This is a genomic window from Streptomyces sp. NPDC001108, from assembly GCF_053598535.1.
The window spans coordinates 578,523-604,677 of the sequence record NZ_JBSFKL010000002.1 but is presented as its reverse complement, the minus strand read 5'-3'; the positions used below and the strand labels follow the sequence as shown (position 1 = coordinate 604,677).

Sequence of the window (26,155 nt, the reverse complement as noted above, 5' to 3'; positions counted from 1 at the left end):
CAGGTCGAAAAATCCCTTGTGGCACCACGGTACGCCGGGATTCATGACCGCACAGTAGCCACAAGGTGTGGTCCAGGTCTCTGTTCATGCGACCTGCGACTCTCCGCATTTCTTTGTGGAGTCTCCACTAATGGCCGAGTGATTCTTTGCCCGTCGCCCGAGAGTGGCGCACGGGGCGGACGGGACGCACCCGGACCCGGGGTGCGCCGGGTGGCCGCGCGGAAGTAGCGATCGCCAAACTCTTGTACGAAGCATTACCCGTTAGTAGGGTCCGCGCTGTCGCACGTACTGCAGGTAACAGAGGGGTGGGCGTCGTGGTGCGCAGACCGGTGGCGGTCGTGGCCGCGCTCGTGCTGTTCGCGGAAGCCGTGGGTGTGGTGCTGATCAACAGCATCCTGGCGACCGTCGTCGAGAACCAGGACATGTCACTGGCCGGGGCGGATCCCGCCGTCATGTCCCGGTCCACCTGGGTGCTGGGCGGTGTCGCCGGCTGCTATCTGCTGCTGTGCGGGGTGTTCCTGCTGCTGGCCGGGGTCCGCGACCGGGCCCCGGGCCGGTTCGCCCGGATCGTCCTGATCCTCTGCGCCGTGGTGCACGGGGTGCTGGGCGCGCTGACGGTCGGGCTGGTCGGCTGGGCCGCGTTCGCCTCGATGATGGTGGTGCTGGGGCTGATCGTGCTGACGCTGGTGGCCTACGGGACCGGCGCCGCCGACACGCCCGCCTCCGGCACGCCCGCCGACGCCGCCGGAACGGACGCCCCGGCGACGGCCTGAGGCCGGGGCCGGGGCTTCGCGGGGCGCGGCTCAGGCGGTCCAGAGCTCGGTGACGGAGATGCCCAGCTCGCCCAGGAGGCGGCGGAGCAGTGGCAGCGAGAGCCCGATGACGTTGCCGTGGTCGCCCTCGATGGCCTCGACGAACGGGGCGGAGCGGCCGTCCAGGGTGAAGGCGCCCGCCACGTGGAGCGGCTCGCCGGTGGCCACGTAGGCGGCGATCTCGGCGTCGGTGGGTTCACCGAAGCGGACGGTGGTGGAGGCGGTCGCGGAGACGGTGCGCCCGGTCGCGGTGTCGGTCACGCAGTGGCCGGTGCGCAGCACCCCGGCCCGGCCGCGCATCGACTTCCAGCGGGCGGTGGCCTCCTCGGCGTCGGCCGGCTTGCCGAGCGCCTCGCCGTCCAGTTCGAGCACCGAGTCGCAGCCCACGACCAGGGCGCCGGCCGCTTCCGGGCGGCCCGCCACCGCGGCGGCCTTGGCCTCGGCGAGGACCAGCGCCAGCGCGGCCGGGTCCGCGGCGCTCAGCGCGTCCTCGTCCACCCCGCTCACGATCACCTCGGGCGCGAAACCCGCCTGCCGCAGCAGGCCGAGACGGGCGGGGGAGGCGGAAGCGAGCACGAGACGGCGCTGATCAGTCATACGCGCCATCGTAGAAGAGCCCGCAGGGCCGGCAGGGCCGGACGGGGGCGCCGGGCGCTCAGCGGAGTCCGGCCACGAACATGCCGATCACCATCGCGAGCGCGAGCAGCAGCCCCGCGCGACGCATCATGTCCTGGGCGTCGCGCAGTTCCTTGGGGGGCTTGTTCTCGGGGTCGGACCACAGCATGGAAACGATCCTGCCCGCCCCCGCCCCCGGTACGCCTGAGTACGGGTACTCAGGCGTACCGACGCTTCGTCCTATCCGGGCCAGTACGTCCGGGCCCAGGCCCGCGGCCCCGGCAGGTGCCGGGTGGACCGGGCGATGCGACCCGGGTCGGACCACTGGCCGGGCAGCGCCGGACCGGCGCCCGGCGCGGCGGTGTCGGACGCGGCGGCCGACGCCGCCCGCGCCCGCACCACCGCCAGCGCGGCGGCCAGCTCCTCGGGGGTCGGGTTGCCCCGTACGACCTTGATCATGGCCAGGACCCTTTCTAGAGGGGGATGTTGCCGTGCTTCTTCGGAGGCAGCGACTCCCGCTTGGTACGCAGCTGGCGCAGCCCCTTCACGACGTGCGCGCGGGTGTCGGACGGCATGATCACCGCGTCGACGTAGCCGCGCTCGGCCGCCACGTACGGGTTGAGCAGGGCGTCCTCGTAGTCGGCGATCAGCTCCGCGCGGGTGGCGTCGGCCTCGGCGGGGTCCGTGACGGCGGCGAGGGTGCGCCGGTGCAGGATGTTCACCGCGCCCTGCGCGCCCATCACGGCGACCTGCGCGGTCGGCCAGGCGAGGTTGATGTCGGCCCCCAGGTGCTTGGAGCCCATGACGTCGTACGCGCCGCCGAACGCCTTGCGGGTGATCACGGTGATCAGCGGGACGGTCGCCTCGGCGTAGGCGTAGATCAGCTTGGCGCCGCGCCGGATGATGCCGCCGTACTCCTGGTCGACGCCGGGCAGGAAGCCGGGGACGTCGACGAAGGTCAGCACGGGCACGTTGAAGGCGTCGCAGGTGCGGACGAAGCGGGCGGCCTTCTCGCTCGCGTTGATGTCCAGGCAGCCGGCGAACTGCATCGGCTGGTTGGCGACGATGCCGACCGGGTAGCCCTCGACGCGCCCGAAGCCGGTGATGATGTTCGGCGCGAACAGGGCCTGGGTCTCCAGGAACTCGCCGTCGTCCAGCACGTGCTCGATGGCGGTGTGCATGTCGTACGGCTGGTTGGCCGAGTCCGGGATGAGGGTGTCGAGCTCGCGGTCCTCGTCCGTGGTGGAGAGGTCCGCCGTCTCGGGGAAGGCGGGCGCCTCGGACAGGTTGTTCGACGGCAGGTACGACAGCAGCGACTTGACGTACTCGATGGCGTCCTTCTCGTCGCCCGCCATGTGGTGCGCCACCCCGGAGGTGGTGTTGTGGGTGCGGGCGCCGCCCAGCTCCTCGAAGCCGACGTCCTCGCCGGTGACCGTCTTGATGACGTCGGGGCCGGTGATGAACATGTGCGAGGTCTGGTCGACCATGACGGTGAAGTCGGTGATCGCGGGGGAGTAGACCGCCCCGCCCGCGCAGGGGCCGACGATCAGCGAGATCTGCGGGACGACACCGGAGGCGTGGACGTTGCGGCGGAAGATCTCGGCGAACAGGCCGAGCGCGGCGACACCTTCCTGGATGCGCGCGCCGCCTCCGTCGTTGATGCCGATGACCGGGCAGCCGGTCTTCAGCGCGAAGTCCATCACCTTGACGATTTTCTCACCGTAGACCTCGCCGAGCGAGCCGCCGAAGATGGTGAAGTCCTGCGAGTAGACGCAGACCGGGCGGCCGTCGACGGTGCCGTAGCCGGTGACGACACCGTCGCCGTACGGGCGGTTCTTCTCGATGCCGAAGTTGGTGGAGCGGTGCCGGGCGAATTCGTCGAGCTCCACGAAGGAACCCTCGTCCAGCAGCAGGTCGACCCGTTCCCGCGCGGTCAACTTGCCCTTGGCGTGCTGCTTCTCCACCGCGCGCGCGGACCCGGCGTGCGTCGCCTCGTCGATACGGCGCCGCAGGTCCGCGATCTTGCCCGCGGTGGTGTGGATGTCGGTCTCTTCCGGCTCGGACATCGGGTGACGGCTCCCTGCCTGGTCACGGGGGACGGCTGCGCTGCTGATCGGATGGCGGACACCCGTCGGTCAGCCGCTGAACACCTACTGATCCGTAGCGTATCGGCGCGGATACGGTTCGGCAGTGCGTCGTTTGCCACACCTAGTCTGGCTTGCATGACACCTTCGGATACGCCACGCAGCCGCTGGTCCGACCTGGACCGGCCGCCCCTCAACGTCCCCGCGCTGCGCCGCGGGCTGCTGGTGCCGGGCGGCCTGTGGACCGCGCTCGACGTGGTGGAGAGCACCGGCTCCACCAACTCCGACCTGGCCCGCCGGGCGGCCGGGGGGCTCGCCGAGGGCGCCGTGCTGGTCGCCGAGGAGCAGACGGCGGGGCGGGGACGGCTCGATCGCACCTGGACGGCTCCGGCCCGTTCGGGCCTGTTCTGCTCCGTCTACCTGGAGCCGGCCGACGTCCCCGCCGAGCGATGGGGGTGGCTGCCGCTGCTGACCGGGGTCGCGGTGGCGACCGGGCTGGCCCGGGCGGCGGGCGTCGACACGGCGCTGAAGTGGCCCAACGACCTGCTCGTCACCGTGGACGGGGTGGAGCGCAAGGCGGGCGGCATCCTGGCCGAGCGCGCCGGGAACGGGGTCGTCGTCGGCATGGGCCTCAACGTCTCCCTGCGCGCCGAGGAACTGCCCGCCCCCACCGCCGCCTCGCTGGCCCTGGCCGGGGCCGTCTCCACCGACCGCGAGACGCTGCTGCGCGGTGTGCTGCGCTCGCTGGAGCACTGGTACGGCCAGTGGCGCGCGGCCGGTGGGGACGCGGCGGACAGCGGTCTCCAGGAGGCGTACGCGGCGGGCTGCGCGACCCTCGGCCGGACGGTGCGGGCCCAGCTCCCCGGGGACCGCACGCTCGTCGGCGAGGCCGTGGCGGTCGACGGCGACGGACGGCTCGTGGTGGCCGCCGAGGACGGCTCGCGGGAGACCGTGTCGGCCGGGGACATCGTCCACCTGCGGGGGGTGGCGGGCGGCCTGGTCTGAGACGGCCACGGGGGCGTCCGGGGGCAGCCGGGGACGCCCCTGGGGGTGAATCCGGGCCCGGCCGGAGACCCGTCACCGGCCGGAACCCCCTGTCCCGGGGGCCGCCCGGGAACATTCCGGGACACCGCTCGGGCGTGAGCCACGGCACACCTGCCGTATCGTTGACTCGATCCACCGACGGACAGATCGGCAGGGCAGTGCGCAGGGAACGGGCAGGAGGCGGCTGGTGACCGTCGACGACACGACCTCCGGTGCGGGCTCACAGCCCCCGTCGGAACCCTCGGAACCCTCGGTCCACCCGACACCGCATCACGAGGTCGACCACACGGCGGAGCCGACCGACGACCCCCTCGCGATCCGGCTGGAGCAGCTGATCCTGGGCGCCGACCGTCGCTACACCCCGTTCCAGGCGGCCCGGACCGCCGGGGTCTCGATGGACCTGGCCTCCCGGTTCTGGCGGGCCATGGGCTTCGCCGACATCGGCCAGGCCAAGGCGCTCACCGAGGCGGACGTGCTGGCGCTGCGCCGGCTCGCCGGTCTCGTCGAGGCGGGGCTGCTCAGCGAGCCGATGGCGATCCAGGTGGCCCGGTCCACCGGGCAGACCACCGCCCGGCTGGCGGAGTGGCAGATCGACTCCTTCCTGGAGGGGCTGACCGAGCCGCCCGAGCCCGGGATGACCCGGACCGAGGTCACGTACCCGCTGGTCGAGCTGTTGCTGCCGGAGCTCCAGGAGTTCCTGGTCTACGTGTGGCGGCGCCAGCTCGCCGCCGCCACCGGGCGGGTCGTGCAGGCCGCCGACGACGAGGAGATGGTCGACCGCCGGCTGGCCGTCGGCTTCGCCGACCTCGTCGGGTTCACCCGGCTGACCCGGCGGCTGGAGGAGGAGGAGCTCGGCGAACTGGTCGAGGCCTTCGAGACCACCGCGGCCGACCTGGTGGCCGCGCACGGCGGCCGCCTCATCAAGACCCTCGGCGACGAGGTCCTCTTCGCCGCCGACGACGCGGGCACCGCCGCCGAGATCGCGCTGCGCCTGATCGAGGCGATGACCCAGGACGAGACGATGCCCGCCCTCCGCGTGGGCATCGCCTTCGGCACCGTCACCACCCGGATGGGCGACGTCTTCGGTACGACGGTGAACCTCGCGAGCCGGCTGACGTCGATAGCGCCGAAGGACGCCGTGCTGGTGGACGGCGCCTTCGCCGAGGAGCTGACCCGCACCGGCGAGGCCCCGGCCTCCGAGGTGGCGGCGGCGGAGCAGGCCGCGGTGGCCGAGAAGGAGCGCCGCGAGGGCGGCGAACCGGCCGCCGTGCCGACGTACCGCTACGGGCTCCAGCCGATGTGGCAGCGCCCGGTGCGCGGGCTCGGCGTGGTGGAGCCCTGGCTGCTGGCGCGGCGGACGACCGGTTCCTGAGCCCGGTGGGCCCCGCCGCGGGGCACTTGTCGGGGACGCGCCATAGGATCCCTCCGGTAACGCTCGTTAACCGGAGGGGTTGAGGTCATGGCCGTCACGTCCGAGCAGCGGTTCGGGGAGTTCGTCGTCGTGCGGGTCCACGAGGGGCAGGAGCACGTCGCCGAGCTGGTGCTCGACCGCCCGAAGGCGATGAACGCCGTGTCCACGGACATGGCCCGTTCGATCGCCGCCGCCTGCGACGCGCTCGCCGCCGACCCCGGCGTACGCGTCACCGTCCTCACCTCCAGCCATGAGCGGGCCTTCTGCGTGGGCGCGGACCTGAAGGAGCGGAACTCCTTCACCGACGCTGAGCTGCTGCGCCAGCGCCCCACCGCGCGGGCCGCGTACACCGGGGTGCTCGAACTGCCGATGCCGACCATCGCCGCCGTGCACGGCTTCGCGCTCGGCGGCGGCTTCGAGCTGGCGCTCTCCTGCGACCTGATCGTCGCCGACCGCACCGCCGTGGTCGGGCTGCCCGAGGTGTCGGTCGGGGTCATCCCGGGCGGCGGCGGTACGCAGCTGCTGCCCCGGCGGGTCGGCGCGGCGCGCGCCGCCGAGCTGGTCTTCACGGCCCGGCGGCTGGAGGGGGCCGAGGCGCACGGCCTCGGGCTGGTCGACGAGCTGGTGGAGGCCGGGCGGGACCGGACGGCCGCGCTGGAGCTGGCCGGGCGGATCGCCGCCAACTCCCCGGTGGGGCTGCGGGCGGCCAAGCGGGCGCTGCGGCTGGGCCAGGGCCTCGATCTGCGGGCCGGGCTCGAAGTGGAGGACGCCGCCTGGCGGTCGGTGGCCTTCTCCGGCGACCGGGCCGAGGGGGTCGCCGCGTTCAACGAGAAGCGGAAGCCGAACTGGCCCGGGGAGTGAGGCGGCGGCCCCTCCGGCGTCGCGCTGCGTGACCGTACGGGCGGTGGGATCACGGAGCGTGCCGCCGCCGTCGATCGAAACCGCGCGAAGATACCTAAGCTGGAGCGATGGGTGAGGATGCACGGCTGCGGGCCGTGGTGACGCTGGCGCAGACGATGGCGGCGGCACACACCCCGCGGGGCTCGTGGCGGGCGGCCGCGCTGGGCGCGTGCGAGGCGCTGGGCGGCAGTTTCGCCGCGCTCTCGGTGTGGGAGCGCGGCCCCGGCCGGCTGCGCGTGCTGGTGAACGCGGGCGAACGGGCCGAGGGGGAGGAGGAGTTCCCCGAGGAGGAGGTGTACCCGGTGCACCGCTTCCCGGAGATCACCGAGTTCCTGCACGAGCGGTGGGCCGGGGGCGGCGAGCCGGACGCCTGGGTGGAGACCGCGGACGGCTCGGTGGACGGGGCGCCGGGCGCCGGGCACGAGTACGGGAGCGGGTACGGGCGCGAGCGGGTGGCCGCGCTGCGGCGGCGCGGGCGCGGCTGCTGCGTGGTCGCGCCGGTCGTGCTGCACGGGCGGGCCTGGGGCGAGCTGTACGTGGCGCGGCCGCCGGGGGCGCCGGTGTTCGACCGGGCGGACGCGGCCTTCGCGACCGTGCTGGCCGCGGTCGTCGCCGCCGGGATCGCCCAGTCCGAGCGGCTGGAGGAGGTGCGCAGGCTCGCCTTCACCGATCCGCTCACCGGCCTGGCCAACCGGCGCGCCGTCGACGTCCGGCTGGAGGAGGCGGTGGAGCGGCACCGGGCGGACGGCTCGGTGATCAGTCTGGTGGTGTGCGACCTCAACGGCCTCAAGTGCGTCAACGACACCCATGGCCACGCGGTGGGCGACCGGCTGCTGGAACGTTTCGGCTCGGTGCTGTCGCGGTGCGGGGCGATGCTGCCGGGGGCGCTGGCGGCGCGGCTCGGCGGGGACGAGTTCTGCCTGCTCGCGGTGGGGCCGGAGGAGGACGAGGTGATCCGGGTGGCCACCGAACTCTGCGACCGGGCGGCCGAGTTGGAGCTGGGGAACGGGGTGGCCTGCGGGATCGCGTCGACCGGGGACCCGGTCGGGCCGGTGGTGTCGGCGCGGCGGCTGTTCCGGCTGGCGGACGCGGCCCAGTACCGGGCCAAGGCGGCGCGCGCCACGGGGCCGGTGGTGGCCGGGCGGGACGACGAGGCGATCCGGCTGGCGGACGCCCCTCCCCGGCACGGCCACGATCGCCGCCACCTGCGCGGCAGCCGGCCCTGAGGCGCCGTTCCGGTCGCCGGAGCGCCCCGCTCCGGTCGGTAAGGGGTCAACCGGGCGACCGCTAGTGACATGAAGGGATTCAATCCGTACGCTGCTGAATATGGATATGCACACAGTCGTGGTGGGGACGTCCGGGACCACCGCACAGGACGTCATCGCCGTGGCCCGGGGCAACGCCCGCGTCGAGCTCTCGCCCGCCGCCCTCGACGCGCTCGCCGCCGCCCGCGAGATCGTGGACGCGCTCGCCGCCAAGCCCGAGCCGGTCTACGGCGTCTCCACCGGCTTCGGGGCGCTGGCCAGCCGGCACATCGGCCACGACCTCCGGGCCCAGCTCCAGCGCAACATCGTCCGCTCGCACGCCGCCGGCATGGGCCCGCGCGTCGAGCGCGAGGTGGTCCGCGCCCTGATGTTCCTGCGGCTGAAGACGGTCGCCTCCGGGCACACCGGCGTACGCCCCGAGGTCGCGCTGACCATGGCCGACGTGCTCAACGCGGGCATCACTCCGGTCGTCCACGAGTACGGCTCGCTGGGCTGCTCCGGCGACCTGGCCCCGCTCTCGCACTGCGCGCTGACGCTGATGGGCGAGGGCGAGGCGGAGGGCCCGGACGGCACCGTGCGCCCCGCCGGCGAGCTGCTCGCCGCCCACGGCATCACCCCGGTCGAGCTGCGCGAGAAGGAGGGCCTGGCCCTCCTCAACGGCACCGACGGCATGCTCGGCATGCTCGTGATGGCCCTGGCCGACCTGCGCCGCCTCTACACCTCTGCCGACATCACCGCCGCCCTCTCCCTGGAGGCGTTGCTCGGCACGGACAAGGTGCTCGCCCCGGAGCTGCACGCCATCCGCCCGCACCCCGGCCAGGGCGCCAGCGCGGACAACATGCTGCGGGTGCTGGCCGGTTCCGGCCTCACCGGGCGGCACGCCGAGGTCACGGGCGACGCGCCCCGCGTCCAGGACGCCTACTCGGTGCGGTGCGCGCCCCAGGTGAACGGCGCGGGCCGGGACACCCTCGACCACGCCGCGACCGTCGCGGCCCGCGAACTGGCCGCCGCTGTCGACAACCCGGTGGTCCTGCCCGACGGCCGGGTCGAGTCGAACGGGAACTTCCACGGCGCGCCCGTCGCGTACGTACTCGACTTCCTGGCGATCGTCGCGGCCGACCTGGGCTCCATCGCCGAGCGCCGCACCGACCGGCTGCTGGACAAGAACCGCTCGCACGGGCTGCCGCCGTTCCTCGCAGACGACGCCGGGGTGGACTCGGGCCTGATGATCGCCCAGTACACCCAGGCCGCCCTGGTCAGCGAGATGAAGCGGCTCGCGGTGCCCGCCTCGGCCGACTCGATCCCGTCCTCCGCGATGCAGGAGGACCACGTCTCGATGGGCTGGTCGGCGGCGCGCAAGCTCCGTACCGCCGTGGACAACCTCACCCGGATCGTGGCCGTCGAGCTCTACGCGGCGACCCGCGCCGTCGAACTGCGCGCCGCCGAGGGCCTGGTGCCCGCGCCCGCCTCCCGCGCCGTCGTCGAGGCGCTGCGGGCGGCCGGGGTGGAGGGCCCGGGGCCGGACCGCTTCCTCTCGCCGGACCTGGCCGGGGCGGACGCCTTCGTACGGTCCGGGAAGCTGGTCGAGGCGGTCGAGGCGGTGACCGGGCCGCTCGCCTGAGCGGTCCGCGGGCCGGTGACGGCCGAGGGCCCGCGTCCGGACTCCTGGGAAAGGAGCACCGGGCGCGGGCCCGTTCGTGGCCGGTGCGCCGGACCAGGGGCGTCCTCGGGCAGGTGACCGTGCCGCCGGTCGGGTCGTCCACCATGACCTGACTGGTCGAGGAGTTGTTGTTGCCACGGGTGCCGCGCGGTGGCGGGACGGAGGCGGAGCCGGACGGACCGTCCCACCGGGCGGGGAGCTCCGTCGGCCGTCAGCTCCCGAGCGCCGCCGAGGCTCCTCGCGACGAGCGGGCGAACGCGGCGCCGATGCCCAGCGCCGTCGCCCCGCCGATCAGATACGGGGTGGCGTCGATCCCCGCGCGCGCCCCGGCCGCGGTCTCCGCTTCGGCGCCGGACGGGCCCGGCACCGCCTCGGGGGCCTGTACGGTGACGGCCGGGCCGCCCCGTGCCTGTGCCGTGCCGGCCGGTTCGTCCGTCGCGTTGGCGGACGGCACGAAACACAGTGCGGTCAGCAGGGCGGCCGCCGCGGTGGCGGTCAGGAGCGGGCGACGGGCGGCGGCCATGGAATCGATCCCCTTGTCACAGCCGTGAGTTGAACGCGTGCGCCGATGCTAGTGAAAGCAGCGGGTCGCGGGAAAGCCGGGGGCCCCGGGAGCTTACGCTCCGGCGCATGAGTACATCTGAGTCAGCGCGTTTCGTTCGGCTTCGCGTCGAAATGGTGCTGGAGATCACGGACTCCGCCGCTCTCGGCGGCACGGCCCTGGAGTCGATCGCCGCCGAGTACGGGGAGCAGGGCGGCGGGCCCGCCGAGGAGCGCCGCCAGGCCGAGGCCGCCGTACGGGAGGACGACGCGGAGGCCCTCGCCTCGCTCATCGACCCGTTCGACCTGGTCAGCGGGGTGCCCGGGGTCGAACTCGCCCAGGCGTCCTGGAGCAGCGAGGCCGTCGACTACGACCCGGACGACCCGGAGGGTCTGGACCCCTGGGACCCCGACGACGAGGACGACGCGTCGGACCCGTACCCCGACGACCACGCCGAGGAGGAGGCCGACGACGCCGGGGAGGGGGTTGCGGGCGTCCCGCACAATGGATGAGAACGACGTCGGTCGCGTCGCCCCGGGCGGCACGGCCGAGAGCTGGTGAACAACCGGCCCCGGCCCGCTTTCGGAGCGGGCCGGGGCCGCTCCGCCCGCCGGTCGCCGATGGGCGGCCGGGGTCGGGAACCGCCGCGGTCGCGGACGCGTCGATGAGTGTTGTTCCCCACATCCTTCGCGGATGTGGAACGGAGAACACTGCCCACGGGTTCTAGAGCCAATGACGGTTTCGCCGGTGCGGCGGCTACGTCCGGGGTTTTTGGGGATTCGGCAACGATGGAGAAGCGTGTGATGACGGACAGCAAGCGGCGCAGGGGCCTGATGGCCGCGTCCGCACTGCTCGGTGGCGTTCTGGTACTCACGGCCTGCAACGACGACGGGGGCAGTGCCGACGGCTCCAACCAGTCACAGGCATCCGAGGTCGACAAGGCCGCGGCGCAGGACGCGTCCGAGGCCCAGATAACGATCTCGCCCAAGAACGGCGCGACCAACGCGAGCATCAACAACGACGCGAAGGTCACCGTCGCCAAGGGCACGCTGTCCCAGGTGGCCATGACCACCGCCGCCGGTGCCGAGGTCAAGGGCACGCTCGCCGCCGACGGCAAGAGCTGGAAGCCGGACGTCCAGCTGGAGCGCTCGACCACGTACAAGATCAACGCCACGGCGAAGGACGCCAAGGGCCGGGAGGCCCACGAGAACAGCTCCTTCACCACCGTCTCGCCCGCCAACAGCTTCATCGGGAACTTCACCCCCGAGGACGGTTCCACGGTCGGCGTCGGCATGCCGGTCTCGATCAACTTCAACAAGGCGATCACGAACAAGAAGGCCGTCCAGGCCGGGATCACCGTGACCTCCAGCAGCGGCCAGCAGGTCGTCGGCCACTGGTTCAACGCCCAGCGCCTCGACCTCCGCCCCGAGAACTACTGGCAGGGCGGCTCCACCGTCACGCTGAAGCTCGCGCTGGACGGCGTCGAGGGCGCCAACGGCGTCTTCGGAGTCCAGCAGAAGACGGTCACCTTCAAGGTCGGCCGCAACCAGGTCTCCACCGTCGACGCCAAGACGAAGATGATGACCGTCACCCGGGACGGCAAGACGGTCAAGACCATCCCGATCTCCTCCGGCTCCCCGGACAACCCCACGTACAACGGGCAGATGGTGATCTCCGAGAAGTTCAAGGAGACCCGGATGAACGGGGCGACCGTCGGCTTCACCGACTCCGACGGCAAGGGCGAGTACGACATCAAGGACGTGCCGCACGCCATGCGGCTGTCCACCTCGGGCACCTTCATCCACGGCAACTACTGGGGCGCGCGGTCGATCTTCGGCAGCGCCAACACCAGCCACGGCTGTGTCGGCCTCGCCGACGTGAAGGGCGCGGGCGACGCCAACCAGCCCGCCGCCTGGTTCTACAACAACTCCCTCATCGGCGACGTGGTCATCGTCAAGAACTCCCCGGACAAGACCATCAGCCCCGACAACGGCCTCAACGGCTGGAACATGAGCTGGTCGGAGTGGACGGCCGGTTCCGAGGCCTGATCCTCCCCGCCGGGCCCGAGATCTGATCCTCATCTCCCGGGCCCCGGCGGCCTTCCGGCGCCGTGCCCTGCCCGGCGCGGCCCGAACCCCGTACAAAGGCGGCGGTTGTCCCGGATCCGGGAAGGATCTGGGACAACCGCCGCCTTCGTCGTTCGGCTCGGCGCGGCCGGGCTCACCGGTTCGAGGGGCCGGGGTCAGCGGTACGCGGCGGTGGCGGCGCGGTAGGTGGCGAGGTCGGTGCGGCGGACCTGCCGCACGCCGAGGGGGTCGGCGCGGCCGAGTACGTTGCGGCCGGCCCTCGTGCCGGGGCCCGCGCCGACGCCCGGCCCCGTATCCGCCCCCGTTGCCCGCGTGCCCGTTCCCTTTCCCGTTCCCTTGAACAGCGTGCGCAGCCCGTACCAGGGTTGCAGCAGCGTCCAGCTCAGCCCGTACAGCCAGCGCCGCACCAGCGTCCAGGGCCCCGGACGTCCGGCGTCGGGCATCCTGACCACCCGTATCCCCATGAGCAGCTTGCCCGCACCGGCCCCGGCGAGCGCGGTGAGCACCACATGGTTGAGGAAGGAGAACACGAGCGCGGGGCCGAGCAGCAGACCGGCCGCCTCGGCGGCCGTGGCCGTGTCCAGGTGGGGCCTGGCCAGCAGTCCGGCGGTGATCAGGCAGAGGTAGGCATCGAGGCCGACGGCGAGATAGCGCCGCATCTCGCCCACGCGCGGCGGTACCCGGGCCCCGGCGGGCTGTCCGAATCCGGGCACTCCGGAGAAGTTCCGGTGGCGCCCCTCACCCCGTGAATTCGTCATGGCCGAATCATCGCCGAAGTACCCTCCACCGCGACTACGGGAGAGCTCTTAGGCTCCCGGTCATGACTGTCGCCGTCACCGCCATGATCACCGCCGTAGTCGGAGTGCTCGGCACCCTCCTCGCCCCCGTGCTGTCCCAGCGGATGACCACGCGTCAGCGCGCCGACGAGGCCCGACTGGCCGACGAACGGCGGCGGTTCGAGGAACGGCGTGCCCAGTACACGGCCATGAACCGGGCGTCCCGGCAGTTCCACACCCTCCTCAAGGACGCCCTGCACCGCATCCGCGACGGCGTCTACACCGAGCAGGAGCGCACCCAGCTCGAAGAGGCCCGCCTCGACCACCGCGACCGCTACGCCGAGGCCCAGATGATCGTCCCGGAGCGGATACTGAGGGCCTCCCGCGAGGCCAACCAGGTCCTCGCCGCCGGGGACGCCACGGTCAAACGCCTGGACCGGGGCCTGGCCCGGGAGGGCGAGAACGTCGAGCAGGCCCTCCTCGACCTGAAGGCGGCCGACACCCGCCTCGCCGCCCTGCGCCGACTGATGCGCCAGGACCTCGGCGTCACCGACTAGGGCGCACGGGGCCGGGCCGCACGGGGCCGGGCCGGATCAGGGCGCGGGGTCCGGCGCCGCGGGCCGGGGGCCGTGCCCGGAGAGCCGGCAACTCCCGTACGGGCGGAGCCGGTACGGCGCGTCCAGCCGGTACTCCCCGCCCCGTGGCACCGTCAGCCGCGTCCACCCGCCCTCCGCGCGCACGCACCCGCCGCCTCCCGCCCGCAGCCACGGCGAAGGGGCGATCCGTACCGTCACCGAACCGGCGGCGGGCATCCGTACGACCAGCGAGGCGTCGTCCCCGCGCACCACCGTGCCCGGCGCGGAGACCAGCGGCACCGCCCCGCGCACCCGGTAGATCCGCCACCCCACGCCCCGCCACACCTGCTCCAGCCCGCCGGCGCCGAGCCGGACGAGCGCAGCCTCCGCCTCGGCCGGGCCGTCCGGCCTGCCGTCGTGCAGCACGACCAGGCCCACCGCCCACCGCTCCAGCCAGGCCCGGTACGCGGCCGGGGTCGGCCCGTCGCCGTAGAAGAGCCGTCCGCGCTCCACGTCCAACTGCCGGTTCCAGCCGCGCGCCAGATTCACGTACGGCGCCAGCAGCACGGCCTCGCGGTGGTCGCGGGCCGGCACCACCTCCACCCGGGTCCGTCCGGCACCCAGCCGGTGCAGCGCCGCGACCACGCCGTCGGTGTGCTCCGCCCAGGCGGGCACCGCCGTGGACGCCCGCAGGTCGTCGCCGGTCCGGTCGGCGAGCCACCCCGAGACGAACACCAGCGCACCGGCGAGCGCGACAGCCCGCACCCCCGCCCTTGCGCCTCGCGAGGGGGACATCGGCACCGAAGCCAGCGCCGCCAGCAGCACGGGCGGACCGGCGACCCCCACCAGCCGCTCCACGTTCGTCCCGACGGGCGATGCCACGAGAAAGGACAGGACGACCCCGACCGCGTACACCGCCGCCGCACGGCGGACCACCCCGAGCCCTCTCCCGCGCGGCCCCGCCCACCCCAGCGCGGCACAGGCCACGAGCGGCACCCACAGCCTGCCCGCCGGCATCGGCTGCTCGCCGGTGAACGGGAACACCACCGTCGTGGCCGCCACCAGCACGATCGGCGGCACCACCAGCGCGGCCGCCCTCCGCCACCGCCCGCCCAGCCCGTACGCCGCGCCCACCACCACCAGGAACAGCCCCGCCACCGGGCTCGCCGCCGTCGCCACCGCCGCCCACCCCGCCGCGAGGCCGGCCCGGCGCCGTACGGACAGCTGCGCGACCAGCCCGAGCGCCACCCCCACCGCGAAGGTGGTCCGCCCGGACGCCGTGTTGCACCAGAGCGTCAGCGAGCCCAGCACCGACACCGCGACCGGCCACCGCACCCCGCCCCGCACACAGAGCAGCCCCAGCGCCCCCGCCGCACCGACCCCCGCCGCCACGGTCACCGTCCGCACCCCGAGGGCCGCCATCAGGTGCGGGGTCAGCAGGCTGTAGTTGGCGGGGTGCGCCCCTCCGTACCAGGAGAGGTTGTACGCGGACCCCGGATGCCGCGCCGCGAATCCGGCCCAGGCGAGCTGCGCCGCCAGATCGCCGCCCCCGGTCGCCAGCACCAGCGCCCACAGCAGCTGGAGGGGCAGGGCGACCAGTACCGCGATCCCCGGCACCCGCCACCGGTCCGCCGCCCACCACCGCCCGTCGGATCCGGCCGGAGCGGCGCGCGTGCCGGTGTCCTCGGTGATCACCACCCGGAAAACCTAGGACGCGACAGGGGTACAGCCAGCTCCACCACGGCCTCGGGTGGTCGCTCCATTCCTGCGTACCCACCGAACGGAGCACGATGGGGACCACACCACAACACGGAGGAACCCCATGAAGGCCCTGCTCTGGATCGTCCTTCTCGGCGCGGTCGCCGGGAACGTCTCGCTCAACCTGATGGAGGACAACGGCCTGCACATCGCGCTGAGCGTGGTCTCCGGCGTGATCGTCCTCGCCTCGGGCGCGGGTCTGTGGATGCTGCGCGGCGGGGGCCGGGGGGAGTACCACGGTTAGGAACCGGTCCACCAGGGGAGATGCCCTTGCACGGACTCGGGGGGTAGCTGGGAGAATCGATCTGCCACAACGGTTCAGTACGTCGCTTCCGTGAGCCGCAGAGCGTGCGATGTCGAGCGACGCCCTCAATGGGGAGGGGGACCGCCGACACCTCCCGGGACGGGGGTGTCATCGCGCGCCATGCCCATCGACGGAAGGTATTGACCCAGATGCAGGCCACCTCTGATTCCGCGACCCCGCATGCCAACGAGAACCGCCTCATCGAGAAGCTGTACGGAGAGGTCCTCCGCCGCAACCAGGGCGAGCGGGAGTTCCACCAGGCGGTCCGCGAGGTCCTGGAGACCCTCGGCCCGGTCCTCGCGCAGCGTCCGGAGTTCGTGGACGCCCGGATCATCGAGCGTGTCTGCGAGCCGGAGCGCCAGCTGATCTTCCGGGTGCCGTGGTCGGACGACTCGGGCGACATCCACGTGAACCGCGGCTTCCGGGTCGAGTTCAGCAGCTCGCTCGGCCCGTACAAGGGCGGACTGCGCTTCCACCCCTCGGTCAACCTCGGCATCGTGAAGTTCCTCGGCTTCGAGCAGATCTTCAAGAACGCGCTCACCGGCATGCCCATCGGCGGCGGCAAGGGCGGTGCGGACTTCGACCCCAAGGGCCGCTCGGACGCCGAGATCATGCGCTTCTGCCAGTCGTTCATGACCGAGCTCCACCGCCACCTCGGCGAGTACACCGACGTACCCGCCGGTGACATCGGCGTCGGCGGCCGGGAGATCGGCTACCTGTTCGGTCAGTACAAGCGGATCACCAACCGCTACGAGTCCGGCGTCCTCACCGGCAAGGGCCTCGGCTGGGGCGGCGCCCAGGCGCGTACCGAGGCGACCGGTTACGGCTGTGTCCTGTTCACCGCCGAGATGCTCCGCAGCCGGGGCGAGTCCCTCGAAGGCCAGCGGATCGCCGTCTCGGGCTCGGGCAACGTCGCGATCTACGCGATCGAGAAGGCCCAGCAGCTCGGCGCGACCGTGGTCACCTGCTCCGACTCCAACGGCTACGTCGTGGACGAGAAGGGTGTCGACCTGGCCCTCCTCAAGGAGATCAAGGAGGCCGGGCGCGGCCGGATCTCCGAGTACGCGGAGCGCCGGGGCAGCCAGGCCACGTACGTCGCGGGAACCGGTGTCTGGAACGTCCCCGTCGACGTGGCGCTGCCCTGCGCCACCCAGAACGAGCTGCACGAGGCCGACGCCGTCGCCCTGGTGCGCAACGGGGTGAAGGCGGTCGCCGAGGGCGCCAACATGCCGACCACCCCGGAGGCGGTGCGCGTCCTCCAGGAGGCGGGCGTGGCCTTCGCCCCGGGCAAGGCCGCCAACGCGGGCGGGGTGGCCACCAGCGCCCTGGAGATGCAGCAGAACGCGTCCCGCGACTCGTGGAGCTTCGCCCACACGGAGGAGCGCCTCGCGCAGATCATGCGCCACATCCACGACTCCTGCTACACCACGGCGGAGCGCTACGGCAGCCCCGGCAACTACGTGGTCGGCGCGAACATCGCCGGGTTCGAGCTGGTCGCGGACGCGATGCTGGCCCAGGGCCTGATCTGACCGCACCCGCCGCCTTCCGACGCCCCGGGCCCGGCCGCCGACCTCGCGCGGCCGGGCCCGGGGCGTCCCCGTCGCGGTACGGGGGCGGCGCGCGGGTCAGGCCAGGTACCCGGTCCGCCGCCGGAAGCCCTCCGCCAGAACGGTGTTGACGACGACCACCACGGCGAAGCACACCGCCGCCACCGGGTGCCCCACGGCATGCACCGCGTACGCCCCGCTGCCGAGCACCACCGCCTTGACCAGCAGCACCCCCGCCAACGGCGGCCGGAACCGGGCCCTGGGCGCGGCGAACAGCCCCCACACGACGGCGGCGACGACCGGCGCCCCGACCCCCAGCAGCACCCGGGCCGCCACCCCGTCCCCGGCGGCCACTCCCCACCAGGCCAGCGCGCCCAGCGCCGCCAGCTCGACGAGGAACGCCAGGACCTCATTGGCCGTGTACCAGGGCCGCCCCGCCAGGGCGGCGGGGACGCCACGCTCTTCGTTTGTCATGGCCCCATCCTCGCCGACGGGGCGTGCGGGGCGCCGCACATGTCGCGGCCGTGGCCGCCACCCGCTGGGGGAGACGGCCACGGCCCAGGAATCACTTCTGGCGACGGCTACGCCAACGCCCAGCCGACGATGTCGACCGTGTCGTTCGTCTGCGGCGGTTCCTGGAGGGACTGGCGGGGGAAGAGCGGGCGGAGGGTGTCGCTGTCCGTGTCGATGAGCAGGGCGAGGTGGTCGGTGTGGTTAACCCACGACGAGACCTCATTGGCCGCACTGGACCCGTGGACGCCGCCGCTCATGGGCAGCTCGTGCAGGTCGACGGGGTGGCCCGCCCCGATGCCGTAGGCCGGGCCCCGGTTGCTGTAGTCGCGGTAGAGGCAGAGCGTGGCGGGCGGGCAGGGCTCGCTGTCCTGCAGCTTGACCACGCCGGGCGGCAGATAGGTGGCGGCGGCGTTGGCGCTCGCCGAGCCGGGCAGCAGGGCGACGGCCACGGCGGCGATGGCCGAGGCGGCGGCGCGGGCGAGTCTTTTGGGGCGCGGGAAACGGATCGTCATCTCTCGTCTCTCCAAGGGACTGGCCGCCCGGACATGCCGGGCGCGCAGAGGAACGGGCCGACCCCGGCGTCGAGCACCGGCCGGGGCGGCGGAATCCGCGAATTTCGCGGTGGGCGTCTCCACCCGCAAAAGAAGTTACGTTCTGTAAATCAATAGTGACTGTAAGTCGTCATATTGGGCGTGTCAGTCGCCCGGATCTTCGAAATGCCTGCCCGAGGCGGCTCTGACCAGCATGGATGCCGGGATTCGATGCCTCCTCGCCGCCTCTGTCGGGTGCTGGCCGGAATGCTTGCTGCACTCGACCGGTCGCACCGCGGGCGCCCGGCTGCTGCGGGAGGGGCGGCCCGAATCCCGAGTCCCGAGCTTCGGGTGTCGAGCTTCGGGAGGGGCCGGTTCGCTCTTTCGTGGGCGCGGGGTGGGTCTCTGGGTCGGGGCTTGGGCTTCGGGGTTCGGGGGCCGGGATTCGGGCTTCGGGGTTCGAGCGGTGTGTTCCAAGTGGTTGGTTTCTTGGGTGGGTTGGGAAACCCCACCCGCCCTCCCGAACCCGTCACGGCCAGCAATTATGACTAATCGTGATCGAGTTGCGGCGCAGAGTCGCGCCCGCTTACGGTGCGAACGAAACGACCCCGGCACAGTGTTGACGCACTGACCGGGGCCTGACCTCAAGATCGCACCGATTAGAAAGACGATCCCGTGGCTGTAGCCGACCTTATCCCCGCCCCCAGTGCACCCGCACCCTCACGCCTCCACCCGAGGGCGAATCCCGGTTACGGGAAGCGTTCCGTTCCGGAGGAACGACCGCCGTGTGAGGCCGACTTCGCGTTGCTGCCGGTGCGTGAGCGGCACATCGCCGGATACGTGACGGCCCTGGCGGAGGGTGCGGCGATGGACATCAAGTCGCTTGCGAAGTCTCTGCCGTTGTACGGGCAGGCGGCGGTGGGCAGTGCGTTACGGGCGCTGAGTGTGGCCGGGCACCTGCGCCGGGGGCGTTGCGTGAGCATCGAGGACGGTCAGGTCCGGTGGGTCACGCGGACGTTCTGGTCGCGGGTCGCCCACGACAACGAGTGGTGGACCACCTTCCTCGCCGCCGAGAACCACCGAGCCGCCCAACAGTCCAATCCCCAAGCCCCCGCCCCTTCGACGCCCGCCCCCGCCCCCGCTTCCGTACCCGTACCTGCCGCGCAGGTCCCGCAGCCGCGTGCGGCGGAGCCGGTGGCCCCGGTTCAGCCGCAGCCGCAGTCGCAGTTGCATGGTGGTGTTCCCTCGCCCGCGTTCGCGGCGTTGGCGCGGCTGGGGCGGGTGGATTCCCGGCTGGCGTTGTCGGCGGCGGACTGTGCGGGGTTGGAGGGGCTGGTGGCCGAGTGGTTCGCGCGGGGTGTGGATGCCGACTACCTGACCCGGGCCCTGACGGCCGGGCTTCCCGATGCGGTCGGGTCTCCCTTCGGGTTGGTGCGCCGCCGCCTTCAGGACAAGCTTCCGCCTCTCCTGCCCGCGACGCCCGTTCCGCCCGTACCGGCGGACGCCCCGGTGCGCCGGGTGATGCCGGAGTGCACCGAGTGCGGCGTACCGGGAAGGCCCGAAGCCTTCCGCGACGGACTCTGCCGCCCCTGCCGCGAACCCGACCCCACCGTCTGAGGAAATGTGACAGTTGGCCCTCAAGCGTCACGTTCGGGGCGTGCTCGCCCGTGGACCGTCCCCGCACGCGCGGGGACGACACTTACCGACCTGGGGCTTTATCGAGCGACGGGGCTGTTTTCAATCAGTTGTCCCTGACTCGGACCAGCCCCGGCAGACATCCGCATCAGCCCTCCGCCGGGGCCACTCCGATCGGGCAGGAGAGGCCCGTGCCGCCGATGCCGCAGTAGCCGCCCGGGTTCTTGTCGAGGTACTGCTGGTGGTAGGGCTCGGCGGGCCAGAAGGGGCGGTCCTCGGCGGGGAGGATCTCCGTGGTGATCGTCGCGTGGCCGGCGGCGGTCAGGACCTTCTGGTACGCGTCGCGGGAGGCGAGTGCGGCGGCCTGCTGCTCGGGGGAGTGGGTGTGGATCGCCGAACGGTACTGGGTGCCCACGTCGTTGCCCTGGCGGAAGCCCTGGGTCGGGTCGTGGGACTCCCAGAACAGCTTCAGCAGCTCCTCGTACGACACCACCTCCGGGTCGAAGACCACGCGGACCGCCTCCGTGTGGCCGGTCAGGCCCGAGCAGACCTCCTCGTACGCGGGGTTCTCGGTGTAGCCGCCCTGGTAGCCGACGAGGGTCGTCCAGACACCCTCCGTCTGCCAGAACTTGCGCTCGGCGCCCCAGAAGCAGCCCAGGGCGAAGTCCGCGACCTCCAGGCCCTCGGGGTACGGGCCCAGCAGCGGGTTGCCGAGGACCGTGTGGCGGGACGGGACGGTGAACTCGGGGACCGGGCGGCCCTTCAGGGCCTCCTCGCGGGTGGGGAGCTGGGGGGTGCGGCGGTGCGGGAACATGCGGGGCTCCTCCTGGGACGGGTCTGCGGTCTCTATAACGTGCCGGGGGCGCGGAGGATTCCGGCCGGGCCCGCCCGGCCACTCGGGCACCGCCACCCCGGGGCCGCTGCCCCGGGCACCGCCTACCGGGGCAGCGTCGCCGCGCTGCCGCCGTTCGCCTCGTAGCCGGCCACCGCCAGCGCCCGGTAAACCGCGTACTCGGCGGCCGGGTCCGCGTCCTGCGTCCACGGCAGCGCGCCCACGTGACCGTCGATGCGGACGAGCTGGTTCATCGCCTCCGCCCACCGCTCCATCCGGACCAGGAACAGGACCAGCAGATGGCGTACGTGCGCCAGCATCGGGTCGTCCGGACGGGCCGCGTGCACCGCGAACAGCGCGCCCTCGACCGCCTTGGTCACCACCGCGCCCCGGTAGAAGCCCTGCACCAGATTGACCTCGGGCAGATGCTCGTACACCGCGAAGAGCGGCAGCGCCGCCAGCAGCGAGCCCTGCGGGGCGCGGGCCGCCGCCGCGGTGGCGAACCGGTCGGCGTCCTCGCGCGAACCGTGCCACTTCTCGCACCAGTAGTGCAGCGCCGCGATGTGCGCGCCCATGTGCGCCGGGGCCCGGTCGATCACCTTCGCCCACAGCCGGTCGAACTCCTCGCCGGAGTAGCCCAGCCCGCGCCCCACCGCCAGCTCCACGATGTACGGGATCGGGTCACCGGGTGCCAGCAGTGCCGCCTCGCCGCAGACCGTACGGGCCTCCTCCAGGATGATCCGGAAGTCGTCCGTCCCCGCCGTCGACGAACGCCACGCCTGCTGCACCAGGAACTCCGCGTGCACCGCCGCACCGCCCGCGTCCTTCGGCGCCTCGGCCCGCCACGTCCGCAGCCAGGCACCGCCCACCCCGGGCCGCTGCGCCAGCTCCAGAGAGGCCGCACCGGCGAACGCCTGCACCCGCTGCCACCGCACCTCGCCCTCCTTCGGCGTACCGGCCAGCAGCTGCGAGGCCGCCCGCCAGTCCTGGGTGCGCTGCACGACATCGAGCACATCGAGAAGATCCTGGTCCGGGCCCGGCAGCCGGACATCCAGCTCCTCCTGCCGTACGAAGCCGTACTCCTCCGGATCCGCGGCGTCCGGCGAACCGGGCGCGACCTGGCGGATTCCGCCCCGGCGGCGCAGCACGAAGGGGCCGACGACCGCGGCGAGCATGCACAGGGCGATCAGGAACCAGAGAATCTCCATGCACCCATTGTCACCGGACGGCCGAGTAGCCCTGTGAGCACCCTCACGACGAACTACGCTCGGGCCCCATGAGTGATCAGCACAGCTTCGAAACCCTCGCCATCCACGCGGGCAACACCGCCGATCCCCTGACCGGGGCCGTCGTTCCGCCGATCTACCAGGTGTCGACGTACAAGCAGGACGGCGTGGGCGGGCTCCGCGGCGGCTACGAGTACAGCCGCAGCGCCAACCCGACCCGTACCGCCCTGGAGGAGAACCTCGCGGCCCTGGAGGGCGGCCGCCGCGGGCTCGCCTTCGCCTCCGGGCTCGCCGCCGAGGACTGCCTGCTCCGCACGCTGCTGACCCCGGGCGACCACGTGGTCATCCCGAACGACGCGTACGGCGGCACGTTCCGGCTGTTCGCCAAGGTCGTCTCGCGGTGGGGAGTGGAGTTCTCCGTCGCCGACACCTCGGACGTGGCGGCGGTCCGGGCGGCCGTCACCCCGCGCACCAAGGCGATCTGGGTGGAGACCCCGTCCAACCCGCTGCTCGGCATCACCGACATCGCCGCGGTCGCCCAGGTGGCCCGCGCCGCCGGGGCCAGGCTCGTCGTCGACAACACCTTCGCCAGCCCCTACCTCCAGCAGCCCCTGGCGCTGGGCGCCGACGTGGTGGTGCACTCCACCACCAAGTACATGGGCGGCCACTCGGACGTCGTCGGCGGCGCGCTGATCACCGACGACGCCGACCTCGCGGAGGAGCTGGCGTACCACCAGAACGCGATGGGCGCGGTCGCCGGGCCCTTCGACGCCTGGCTGGTGCTGCGCGGCATCAAGACCCTCGCCGTCCGCATGGACCGGCACAGCGAGAACGCCACCAAGGTCGCCGACCTGCTGACCCGGCACCCCAAGGTGACCCAGGTCCTCTACCCGGGGCTGCCCGAGCACCCGGGCCACGAGATCGCCGCCAAGCAGATGAAGGCGTTCGGCGGCATGGTCTCGTTCCGGGTCCAGGGCGGCGAGGAGGCGGCCGTCGAGGTCTGCAACCGGGCCAAGCTGTTCACCCTCGGTGAGTCGCTGGGCGGGGTCGAGTCGCTGGTCGAGCACCCGGGCCGGATGACGCACGCCTCGGCGGCGGGCTCCCCGCTGGAGGTGCCGGCCGACCTCGTCCGCGTCTCCGTCGGCATCGAGAACGCCGACGACCTGCTCGCCGACCTGACGCAGGCGCTCGGCTAGGCGAGGCCCTCGCAGGCGTTCGCTCTCCCGGACGGGCCCGTCCCTCGGAAACGGGGTCCGTCCGGGAGCGCTCACCAGCCGTCCAGCGGGGTCGTCTCGGCCGGGGGCACCTCCCACGGATGCGTCCGCGCCGCCCAGACCGCGAACGCGACCACCGCCACGCACGCCACCAGCGTCACCAGCCGGCGGACGAACAGCCGCCGCCGCAGCAGCCGGCCACCGCGCTCCGCCGCCCGCCGGGACAGCTCCGCGGGCACCTGCGGATGCGGGCCGTCCAGCATCCGCCGGACCTGCTCCTCACGGTCGCCGGCCCGGCTCACCGCGCCACCCCCGGCAGGCCGGGCAGACCCCGTCGCGCCGTGGGCGGCCGGGTGCCGCGCATCGTGGCCACCGAACGGTGGCAGAGCGCCCGCACCCGCTCCACCGGCACCCCGAGCAGCGCCGCGGCCTGCTCCTCCGCGACCCCCTCGTACAGGCGCAGCACCAGCACCAGGCGCTCCAGCGGTGTCAGCACCTCCAGCACCCCGCCGCGCGGCCGCTTGTGGCGCCACGTCTCGCGGAAGAACCGGACGGCCAGCTCGCGCCGGGTCCGGTCGTACGGATCCTCGCCGCGCAGCCGCTCCCAGCGCGCGTACGTGCGCGCCAGGGCGGCCGTCAGCAGCCGCTGGGCCCGCGGATTGGCGCCCGGGGGCCGCATCGGCTCGGCGGTCAGGAGTGTGGCGGTGTGCAGCAGGCGGCCGGCCGCGCCCCCGACGAAGGTCTCGAACTCCTGGGCGCGGCGCCGCTCCCGGCCCGTCTGGCGCTCTCGCACAGTCCACATACGAGCCCGCCGCACGGGCCCGGGTCAAGAGGTGTGCAACGGACGGAAACGGTCGCGCCCCCTCCGGGTGCCGGACGGAGGACCGCCCCGTCAGTTGGCGGACTGGGCCTGGTGCGCGGCCTGCCGGGCGGCCAGCGCGACGTTGAACCGGGTGAGGAGCGTGCAGAACGTGTCGCGCTCCTCGTCCGTCCAGTCGCCCGTCACCTGCGTCATCAGCTCGCGCCGGGAGTCGCGGACCTCGTCCAGCCGGGCCAGGCCGCGCGGCGACAGCTGGAGCACCACGGCCCGGCCGTCCTCCGGATGCGAGGTCCGCTTGACCAGACCGGTGTCGACGAGCGGCGCGACCTGCCGGGTCACGGTCGAGGAATCGATCCCCATGCCCGCGGCGAGCGCCTTCACGCCCATCGGACCCTCCCGGTCCAGCCGGTTGAGCAGCAGGTACGCGGCCCGGTCCATGGAGTTGCGTACCTGTCCGACACCGCCGAGACGGGTCTGTTCGGCACGGCGGGCGAAGACCGCGACCTGGTGCTGCAGGGCGTCGAGTACGCGATCGGAACCCGAGGGTTCGGGGGCGTCCTGAGTGGGCATGGCCGGGAGCTCTCTCCGTACGGTGTCGGGTGGGTGGGGGACAGAGTACGCGGCCACCGGGCAACGCGTACCAGTGCTGCACAAACCCGTGGACAACGGTTCAGGGCGCGGCCGCCGGTGGGGCCGGGGGCGGCCGGAAGACGCCGTCGGGGCTGCGAGACTTGAGGTATGAACCTGCGCGTGACCGGCCACTTCCCTCCGGTGATCCTCGACGACGTCCGCGGGGCGCAGAAGATGCTCTCCGGGGTGGCCCGGACGACCCCCCTGGAGAACAGCCGCCACCTCGGCGGACTGGTCGGCGCGCCCGTCCACCTCAAGTGCGAGAACCTCCAGCGGACCGGCTCGTTCAAGCTGCGCGGCGCGTACGTGCGGATCGCCGGCCTGTCCCCGGTGGAGCGGGCGGCCGGGGTCGTCGCCGCGAGCGCCGGGAACCACGCGCAGGGCGTCGCCCTCGCCTCCTCGCTGCTCGGCGTGGAGTCCACCGTCTTCATGCCGGTCGGGGCACCGCTGCCGAAGGTGGCCGCCACCCGCCAGTACGGGGCCCGGGTCCGGCTCCAGGGGCAGGTCGTCGACGAGACGCTGGCCGCCGCGCAGGAGTACGCGCAACGGACCGGCGCGGTCTTCATCCACCCCTTCGACCACCCGGACATCATCGCCGGGCAGGGCACGGTCGGGCTGGAGATCCTCGAACAGTGCCCCGAGGTGCGGACCATCGTCGTGGGGATCGGCGGCGGCGGTCTGGCGGCGGGCATCGCGGTGGCGGTCAAGGCGGTCCGGCCCGACGTACGGATCGTCGGGGTCCAGGCGGAGGGAGCGGCCTGCTACCCGCCGTCGCTGGCCGTCGGCCGCCCGGTCTCGATCGACGAGCCGCACACGATGGCCGACGGGATCAAGGTGGGCCGCCCCGGCGACGTACCGTTCGAGCTGGTCAGGGACCTGGTCGACGAGGTGCGCACAGTCTCCGAGGACGAGCTGTCCAGCGCGCTGCTGCTCTGCCTGGAGCGGGCCAAGCTGGTGGTGGAGCCGGCCGGGGCGAGCCCGGTCGCGGCCCTGCTGGGCGATCCGGGGGCGTTCCACGGGCCGGTGGTCGCGGTGCTCTCCGGCGGCAACGTCGACCCGCTGCTGATGCAGCGCGTCCTCACCCACGGCATGGTGGCGGCCGGGCGCTACCTCAGCCTGCGGCTGCGGCTCACCGACCGCCCCGGCGCCCTGGCCACGCTGCTGTCCGTGCTCTCCGCGGTCGACGCCAACGTGCTCGACATCGGCCACGTACGGACCGACCCCCGCCTCGGGCTCACCGAGGTCGAGGTCGAGCTGCACCTGGAGACGAAGGGCCCCGAGCACTGCGCGGAGGTCTCCGGCGCGCTGCGCGCGGCGGGACACCTGGTGATGGACTGACCGGCCGGGCCCCGCCCCGTGGGCGGACGCGCGGGAGC

General features: G+C 73.1%; 28 protein-coding genes. 14 read left to right on the top strand and 14 right to left on the bottom strand.

Features of this window, described 5'->3' with window-relative positions:
- Window positions 1–305 precede the first annotated feature (305 nt).
- On the top strand, window positions 306–773 hold the full coding sequence (locus ACWC97_RS07525) for a hypothetical protein (RefSeq protein WP_450647983.1): 468 nt from the start codon (window positions 306–308) through the stop codon (window positions 771–773).
- A 30-nt stretch (window positions 774–803) separates the two neighbouring features.
- On the opposite strand, the gene ACWC97_RS07520 is transcribed toward ACWC97_RS07525, so the two are convergent.
- The 4 genes from ACWC97_RS07520 to ACWC97_RS07505 form a co-directional block, all read right to left on the bottom strand.
- Entirely contained in the window at window positions 804–1,418 is a 615-nt protein-coding gene (locus ACWC97_RS07520) for a nucleoside triphosphate pyrophosphatase (RefSeq protein ID WP_385214501.1), read from the bottom strand.
- 49 nt (window positions 1,419–1,467) lie between these two features.
- Window positions 1,468–1,596 carry a morphogenic membrane protein MmpB gene (gene mmpB, locus ACWC97_RS07515; protein WP_352273462.1) on the bottom strand — a complete coding sequence of 43 codons (129 nt, stop codon included), beginning with the start codon at window positions 1,594–1,596 and terminating at the stop codon, window positions 1,468–1,470.
- 71 nt (window positions 1,597–1,667) lie between these two features.
- Entirely contained in the window at window positions 1,668–1,886 is a 219-nt protein-coding gene (locus tag ACWC97_RS07510; protein ID WP_352273461.1) for an acyl-CoA carboxylase epsilon subunit, read from the bottom strand.
- 14 nt (window positions 1,887–1,900) lie between these two features.
- A complete protein-coding gene (locus tag ACWC97_RS07505) occupies window positions 1,901–3,493 on the bottom strand; it encodes an acyl-CoA carboxylase subunit beta (protein WP_352273460.1) in 1,593 nt (530 codons plus the stop codon).
- Window positions 3,494–3,649: 156 nt separating this feature from the next.
- Here ACWC97_RS07505 and ACWC97_RS07500 point away from each other — a divergent pair, with 156 nt between their 5' ends.
- The 5 genes from ACWC97_RS07500 to hutH all read left to right on the top strand — a co-directional run bounded on the left by ACWC97_RS07500 (window position 3,650) and on the right by hutH (window position 9,752).
- Complete coding sequence (locus tag ACWC97_RS07500) at window positions 3,650–4,516, top strand: biotin--[acetyl-CoA-carboxylase] ligase (RefSeq protein ID WP_450647979.1); 867 nt, start codon at window positions 3,650–3,652, stop codon at window positions 4,514–4,516.
- Between the two features lie 226 nt (window positions 4,517–4,742).
- On the top strand, window positions 4,743–5,927 hold the full coding sequence (locus ACWC97_RS07495; RefSeq protein ID WP_352273458.1) for an adenylate/guanylate cyclase domain-containing protein: 1,185 nt from the start codon (window positions 4,743–4,745) through the stop codon (window positions 5,925–5,927).
- Window positions 5,928–6,014: 87 nt separating this feature from the next.
- On the top strand, window positions 6,015–6,827 hold the full coding sequence (locus ACWC97_RS07490) for an enoyl-CoA hydratase/isomerase family protein (RefSeq protein WP_352273457.1): 813 nt from the start codon (window positions 6,015–6,017) through the stop codon (window positions 6,825–6,827).
- A gap of 107 nt (window positions 6,828–6,934) precedes the next feature.
- Window positions 6,935–8,092, top strand: coding sequence for a diguanylate cyclase domain-containing protein (locus tag ACWC97_RS07485; RefSeq protein WP_450647976.1), 1,158 nt, complete (start codon window positions 6,935–6,937; stop codon window positions 8,090–8,092).
- 100 nt (window positions 8,093–8,192) lie between these two features.
- On the top strand, window positions 8,193–9,752 hold the full coding sequence (hutH, locus tag ACWC97_RS07480; protein WP_352273455.1) for a histidine ammonia-lyase: 1,560 nt from the start codon (window positions 8,193–8,195) through the stop codon (window positions 9,750–9,752).
- 250 nt (window positions 9,753–10,002) lie between these two features.
- On the opposite strand, the gene ACWC97_RS07475 is transcribed toward hutH, so the two are convergent.
- Window positions 10,003–10,314: a hypothetical protein gene (locus ACWC97_RS07475; protein ID WP_450647974.1), complete on the bottom strand. Its 312-nt coding sequence runs from the start codon at window positions 10,312–10,314 to the stop codon at window positions 10,003–10,005.
- A 107-nt stretch (window positions 10,315–10,421) separates the two neighbouring features.
- On the opposite strand from ACWC97_RS07475, the gene ACWC97_RS07470 reads away from it, so the two are divergent.
- Together ACWC97_RS07470 and ACWC97_RS07465 are read left to right on the top strand one after the other, a co-directional pair.
- The gene (locus ACWC97_RS07470) at window positions 10,422–10,844 is read left to right on the top strand and encodes a hypothetical protein (RefSeq protein WP_450647972.1); all 423 of its coding nucleotides are present in this window, start codon (window positions 10,422–10,424) and stop codon (window positions 10,842–10,844) included.
- 276 nt (window positions 10,845–11,120) lie between these two features.
- Window positions 11,121–12,380, top strand: coding sequence for a L,D-transpeptidase (locus ACWC97_RS07465; protein ID WP_352273451.1), 1,260 nt, complete (start codon window positions 11,121–11,123; stop codon window positions 12,378–12,380).
- Window positions 12,381–12,574: 194 nt separating this feature from the next.
- Here the strand turns inward: ACWC97_RS07465 and ACWC97_RS07460 are convergent, their stop codons facing one another.
- Entirely contained in the window at window positions 12,575–13,078 is a 504-nt protein-coding gene (locus tag ACWC97_RS07460; protein WP_450648203.1) for an RDD family protein, read from the bottom strand.
- Between the two features lie 161 nt (window positions 13,079–13,239).
- Here ACWC97_RS07460 and ACWC97_RS07455 point away from each other — a divergent pair, with 161 nt between their 5' ends.
- Window positions 13,240–13,752 carry a hypothetical protein gene (locus ACWC97_RS07455; protein WP_352273449.1) on the top strand — a complete coding sequence of 171 codons (513 nt, stop codon included), beginning with the start codon at window positions 13,240–13,242 and terminating at the stop codon, window positions 13,750–13,752.
- 36 nt (window positions 13,753–13,788) lie between these two features.
- Here ACWC97_RS07455 and ACWC97_RS07450 read toward each other — a convergent pair whose 3' ends face one another.
- On the bottom strand, window positions 13,789–15,387 hold the full coding sequence (locus ACWC97_RS07450; protein WP_450648201.1) for a hypothetical protein: 1,599 nt from the start codon (window positions 15,385–15,387) through the stop codon (window positions 13,789–13,791).
- A 205-nt stretch (window positions 15,388–15,592) separates the two neighbouring features.
- Here ACWC97_RS07450 and ACWC97_RS07445 point away from each other — a divergent pair, with 205 nt between their 5' ends.
- Both ACWC97_RS07445 and gdhA read left to right on the top strand, forming a co-directional pair.
- A complete protein-coding gene (locus tag ACWC97_RS07445) occupies window positions 15,593–15,772 on the top strand; it encodes a hypothetical protein (RefSeq protein WP_352273448.1) in 180 nt (59 codons plus the stop codon).
- 209 nt (window positions 15,773–15,981) lie between these two features.
- Window positions 15,982–17,361 (top strand): NADP-specific glutamate dehydrogenase, encoded by a 1,380-nt coding sequence (gdhA, locus tag ACWC97_RS07440; protein ID WP_450647969.1) that lies wholly within the window; start codon window positions 15,982–15,984, stop codon window positions 17,359–17,361.
- A gap of 96 nt (window positions 17,362–17,457) precedes the next feature.
- On the opposite strand, the gene ACWC97_RS07435 is transcribed toward gdhA, so the two are convergent.
- Together ACWC97_RS07435 and ACWC97_RS07430 are read right to left on the bottom strand one after the other, a co-directional pair.
- Window positions 17,458–17,853, bottom strand: coding sequence for a YrdB family protein (locus ACWC97_RS07435; protein ID WP_450647967.1), 396 nt, complete (start codon window positions 17,851–17,853; stop codon window positions 17,458–17,460).
- A 107-nt stretch (window positions 17,854–17,960) separates the two neighbouring features.
- A complete protein-coding gene (locus tag ACWC97_RS07430; RefSeq protein WP_450647965.1) occupies window positions 17,961–18,404 on the bottom strand; it encodes a peptidase inhibitor family I36 protein in 444 nt (147 codons plus the stop codon).
- An 831-nt stretch (window positions 18,405–19,235) separates the two neighbouring features.
- Here ACWC97_RS07430 and ACWC97_RS07425 point away from each other — a divergent pair.
- Window positions 19,236–20,039, top strand: a complete 804-nt coding sequence (locus ACWC97_RS07425; protein WP_450647963.1) for a MarR family transcriptional regulator — start codon at window positions 19,236–19,238, stop codon at window positions 20,037–20,039.
- Between the two features lie 166 nt (window positions 20,040–20,205).
- Here ACWC97_RS07425 and msrA read toward each other — a convergent pair whose 3' ends face one another.
- Window positions 20,206–20,871, bottom strand: a complete 666-nt coding sequence (gene msrA, locus ACWC97_RS07420) for a peptide-methionine (S)-S-oxide reductase MsrA (RefSeq protein WP_450647961.1) — start codon at window positions 20,869–20,871, stop codon at window positions 20,206–20,208.
- A gap of 122 nt (window positions 20,872–20,993) precedes the next feature.
- Complete coding sequence (locus ACWC97_RS07415; protein ID WP_352273442.1) at window positions 20,994–22,097, bottom strand: hypothetical protein; 1,104 nt, start codon at window positions 22,095–22,097, stop codon at window positions 20,994–20,996.
- 68 nt (window positions 22,098–22,165) lie between these two features.
- Here ACWC97_RS07415 and ACWC97_RS07410 point away from each other — a divergent pair, with 68 nt between their 5' ends.
- Complete coding sequence (locus ACWC97_RS07410; protein ID WP_352273441.1) at window positions 22,166–23,311, top strand: cystathionine gamma-synthase; 1,146 nt, start codon at window positions 22,166–22,168, stop codon at window positions 23,309–23,311.
- Between the two features lie 71 nt (window positions 23,312–23,382).
- Here the strand turns inward: ACWC97_RS07410 and ACWC97_RS07405 are convergent, their stop codons facing one another.
- From ACWC97_RS07405 to ACWC97_RS07395, 3 genes are all read right to left on the bottom strand, one after another.
- The gene (locus ACWC97_RS07405) at window positions 23,383–23,631 is read right to left on the bottom strand and encodes a hypothetical protein (RefSeq protein ID WP_450647959.1); all 249 of its coding nucleotides are present in this window, start codon (window positions 23,629–23,631) and stop codon (window positions 23,383–23,385) included.
- Window positions 23,628–24,122, bottom strand: coding sequence for a sigma factor-like helix-turn-helix DNA-binding protein (locus tag ACWC97_RS07400; protein ID WP_450648199.1), 495 nt, complete (start codon window positions 24,120–24,122; stop codon window positions 23,628–23,630). The genes ACWC97_RS07405 and ACWC97_RS07400 overlap by 4 nt, the downstream gene beginning before the upstream one ends.
- Window positions 24,123–24,221: 99 nt before the next feature.
- Window positions 24,222–24,719 carry a MarR family winged helix-turn-helix transcriptional regulator gene (locus ACWC97_RS07395; RefSeq protein ID WP_352273438.1) on the bottom strand — a complete coding sequence of 166 codons (498 nt, stop codon included), beginning with the start codon at window positions 24,717–24,719 and terminating at the stop codon, window positions 24,222–24,224.
- 168 nt (window positions 24,720–24,887) lie between these two features.
- On the opposite strand from ACWC97_RS07395, the gene ilvA reads away from it, so the two are divergent.
- On the top strand, window positions 24,888–26,117 hold the full coding sequence (gene ilvA / locus ACWC97_RS07390; protein WP_352273437.1) for a threonine ammonia-lyase: 1,230 nt from the start codon (window positions 24,888–24,890) through the stop codon (window positions 26,115–26,117).
- Window positions 26,118–26,155: the final 38 nt, after the last annotated feature.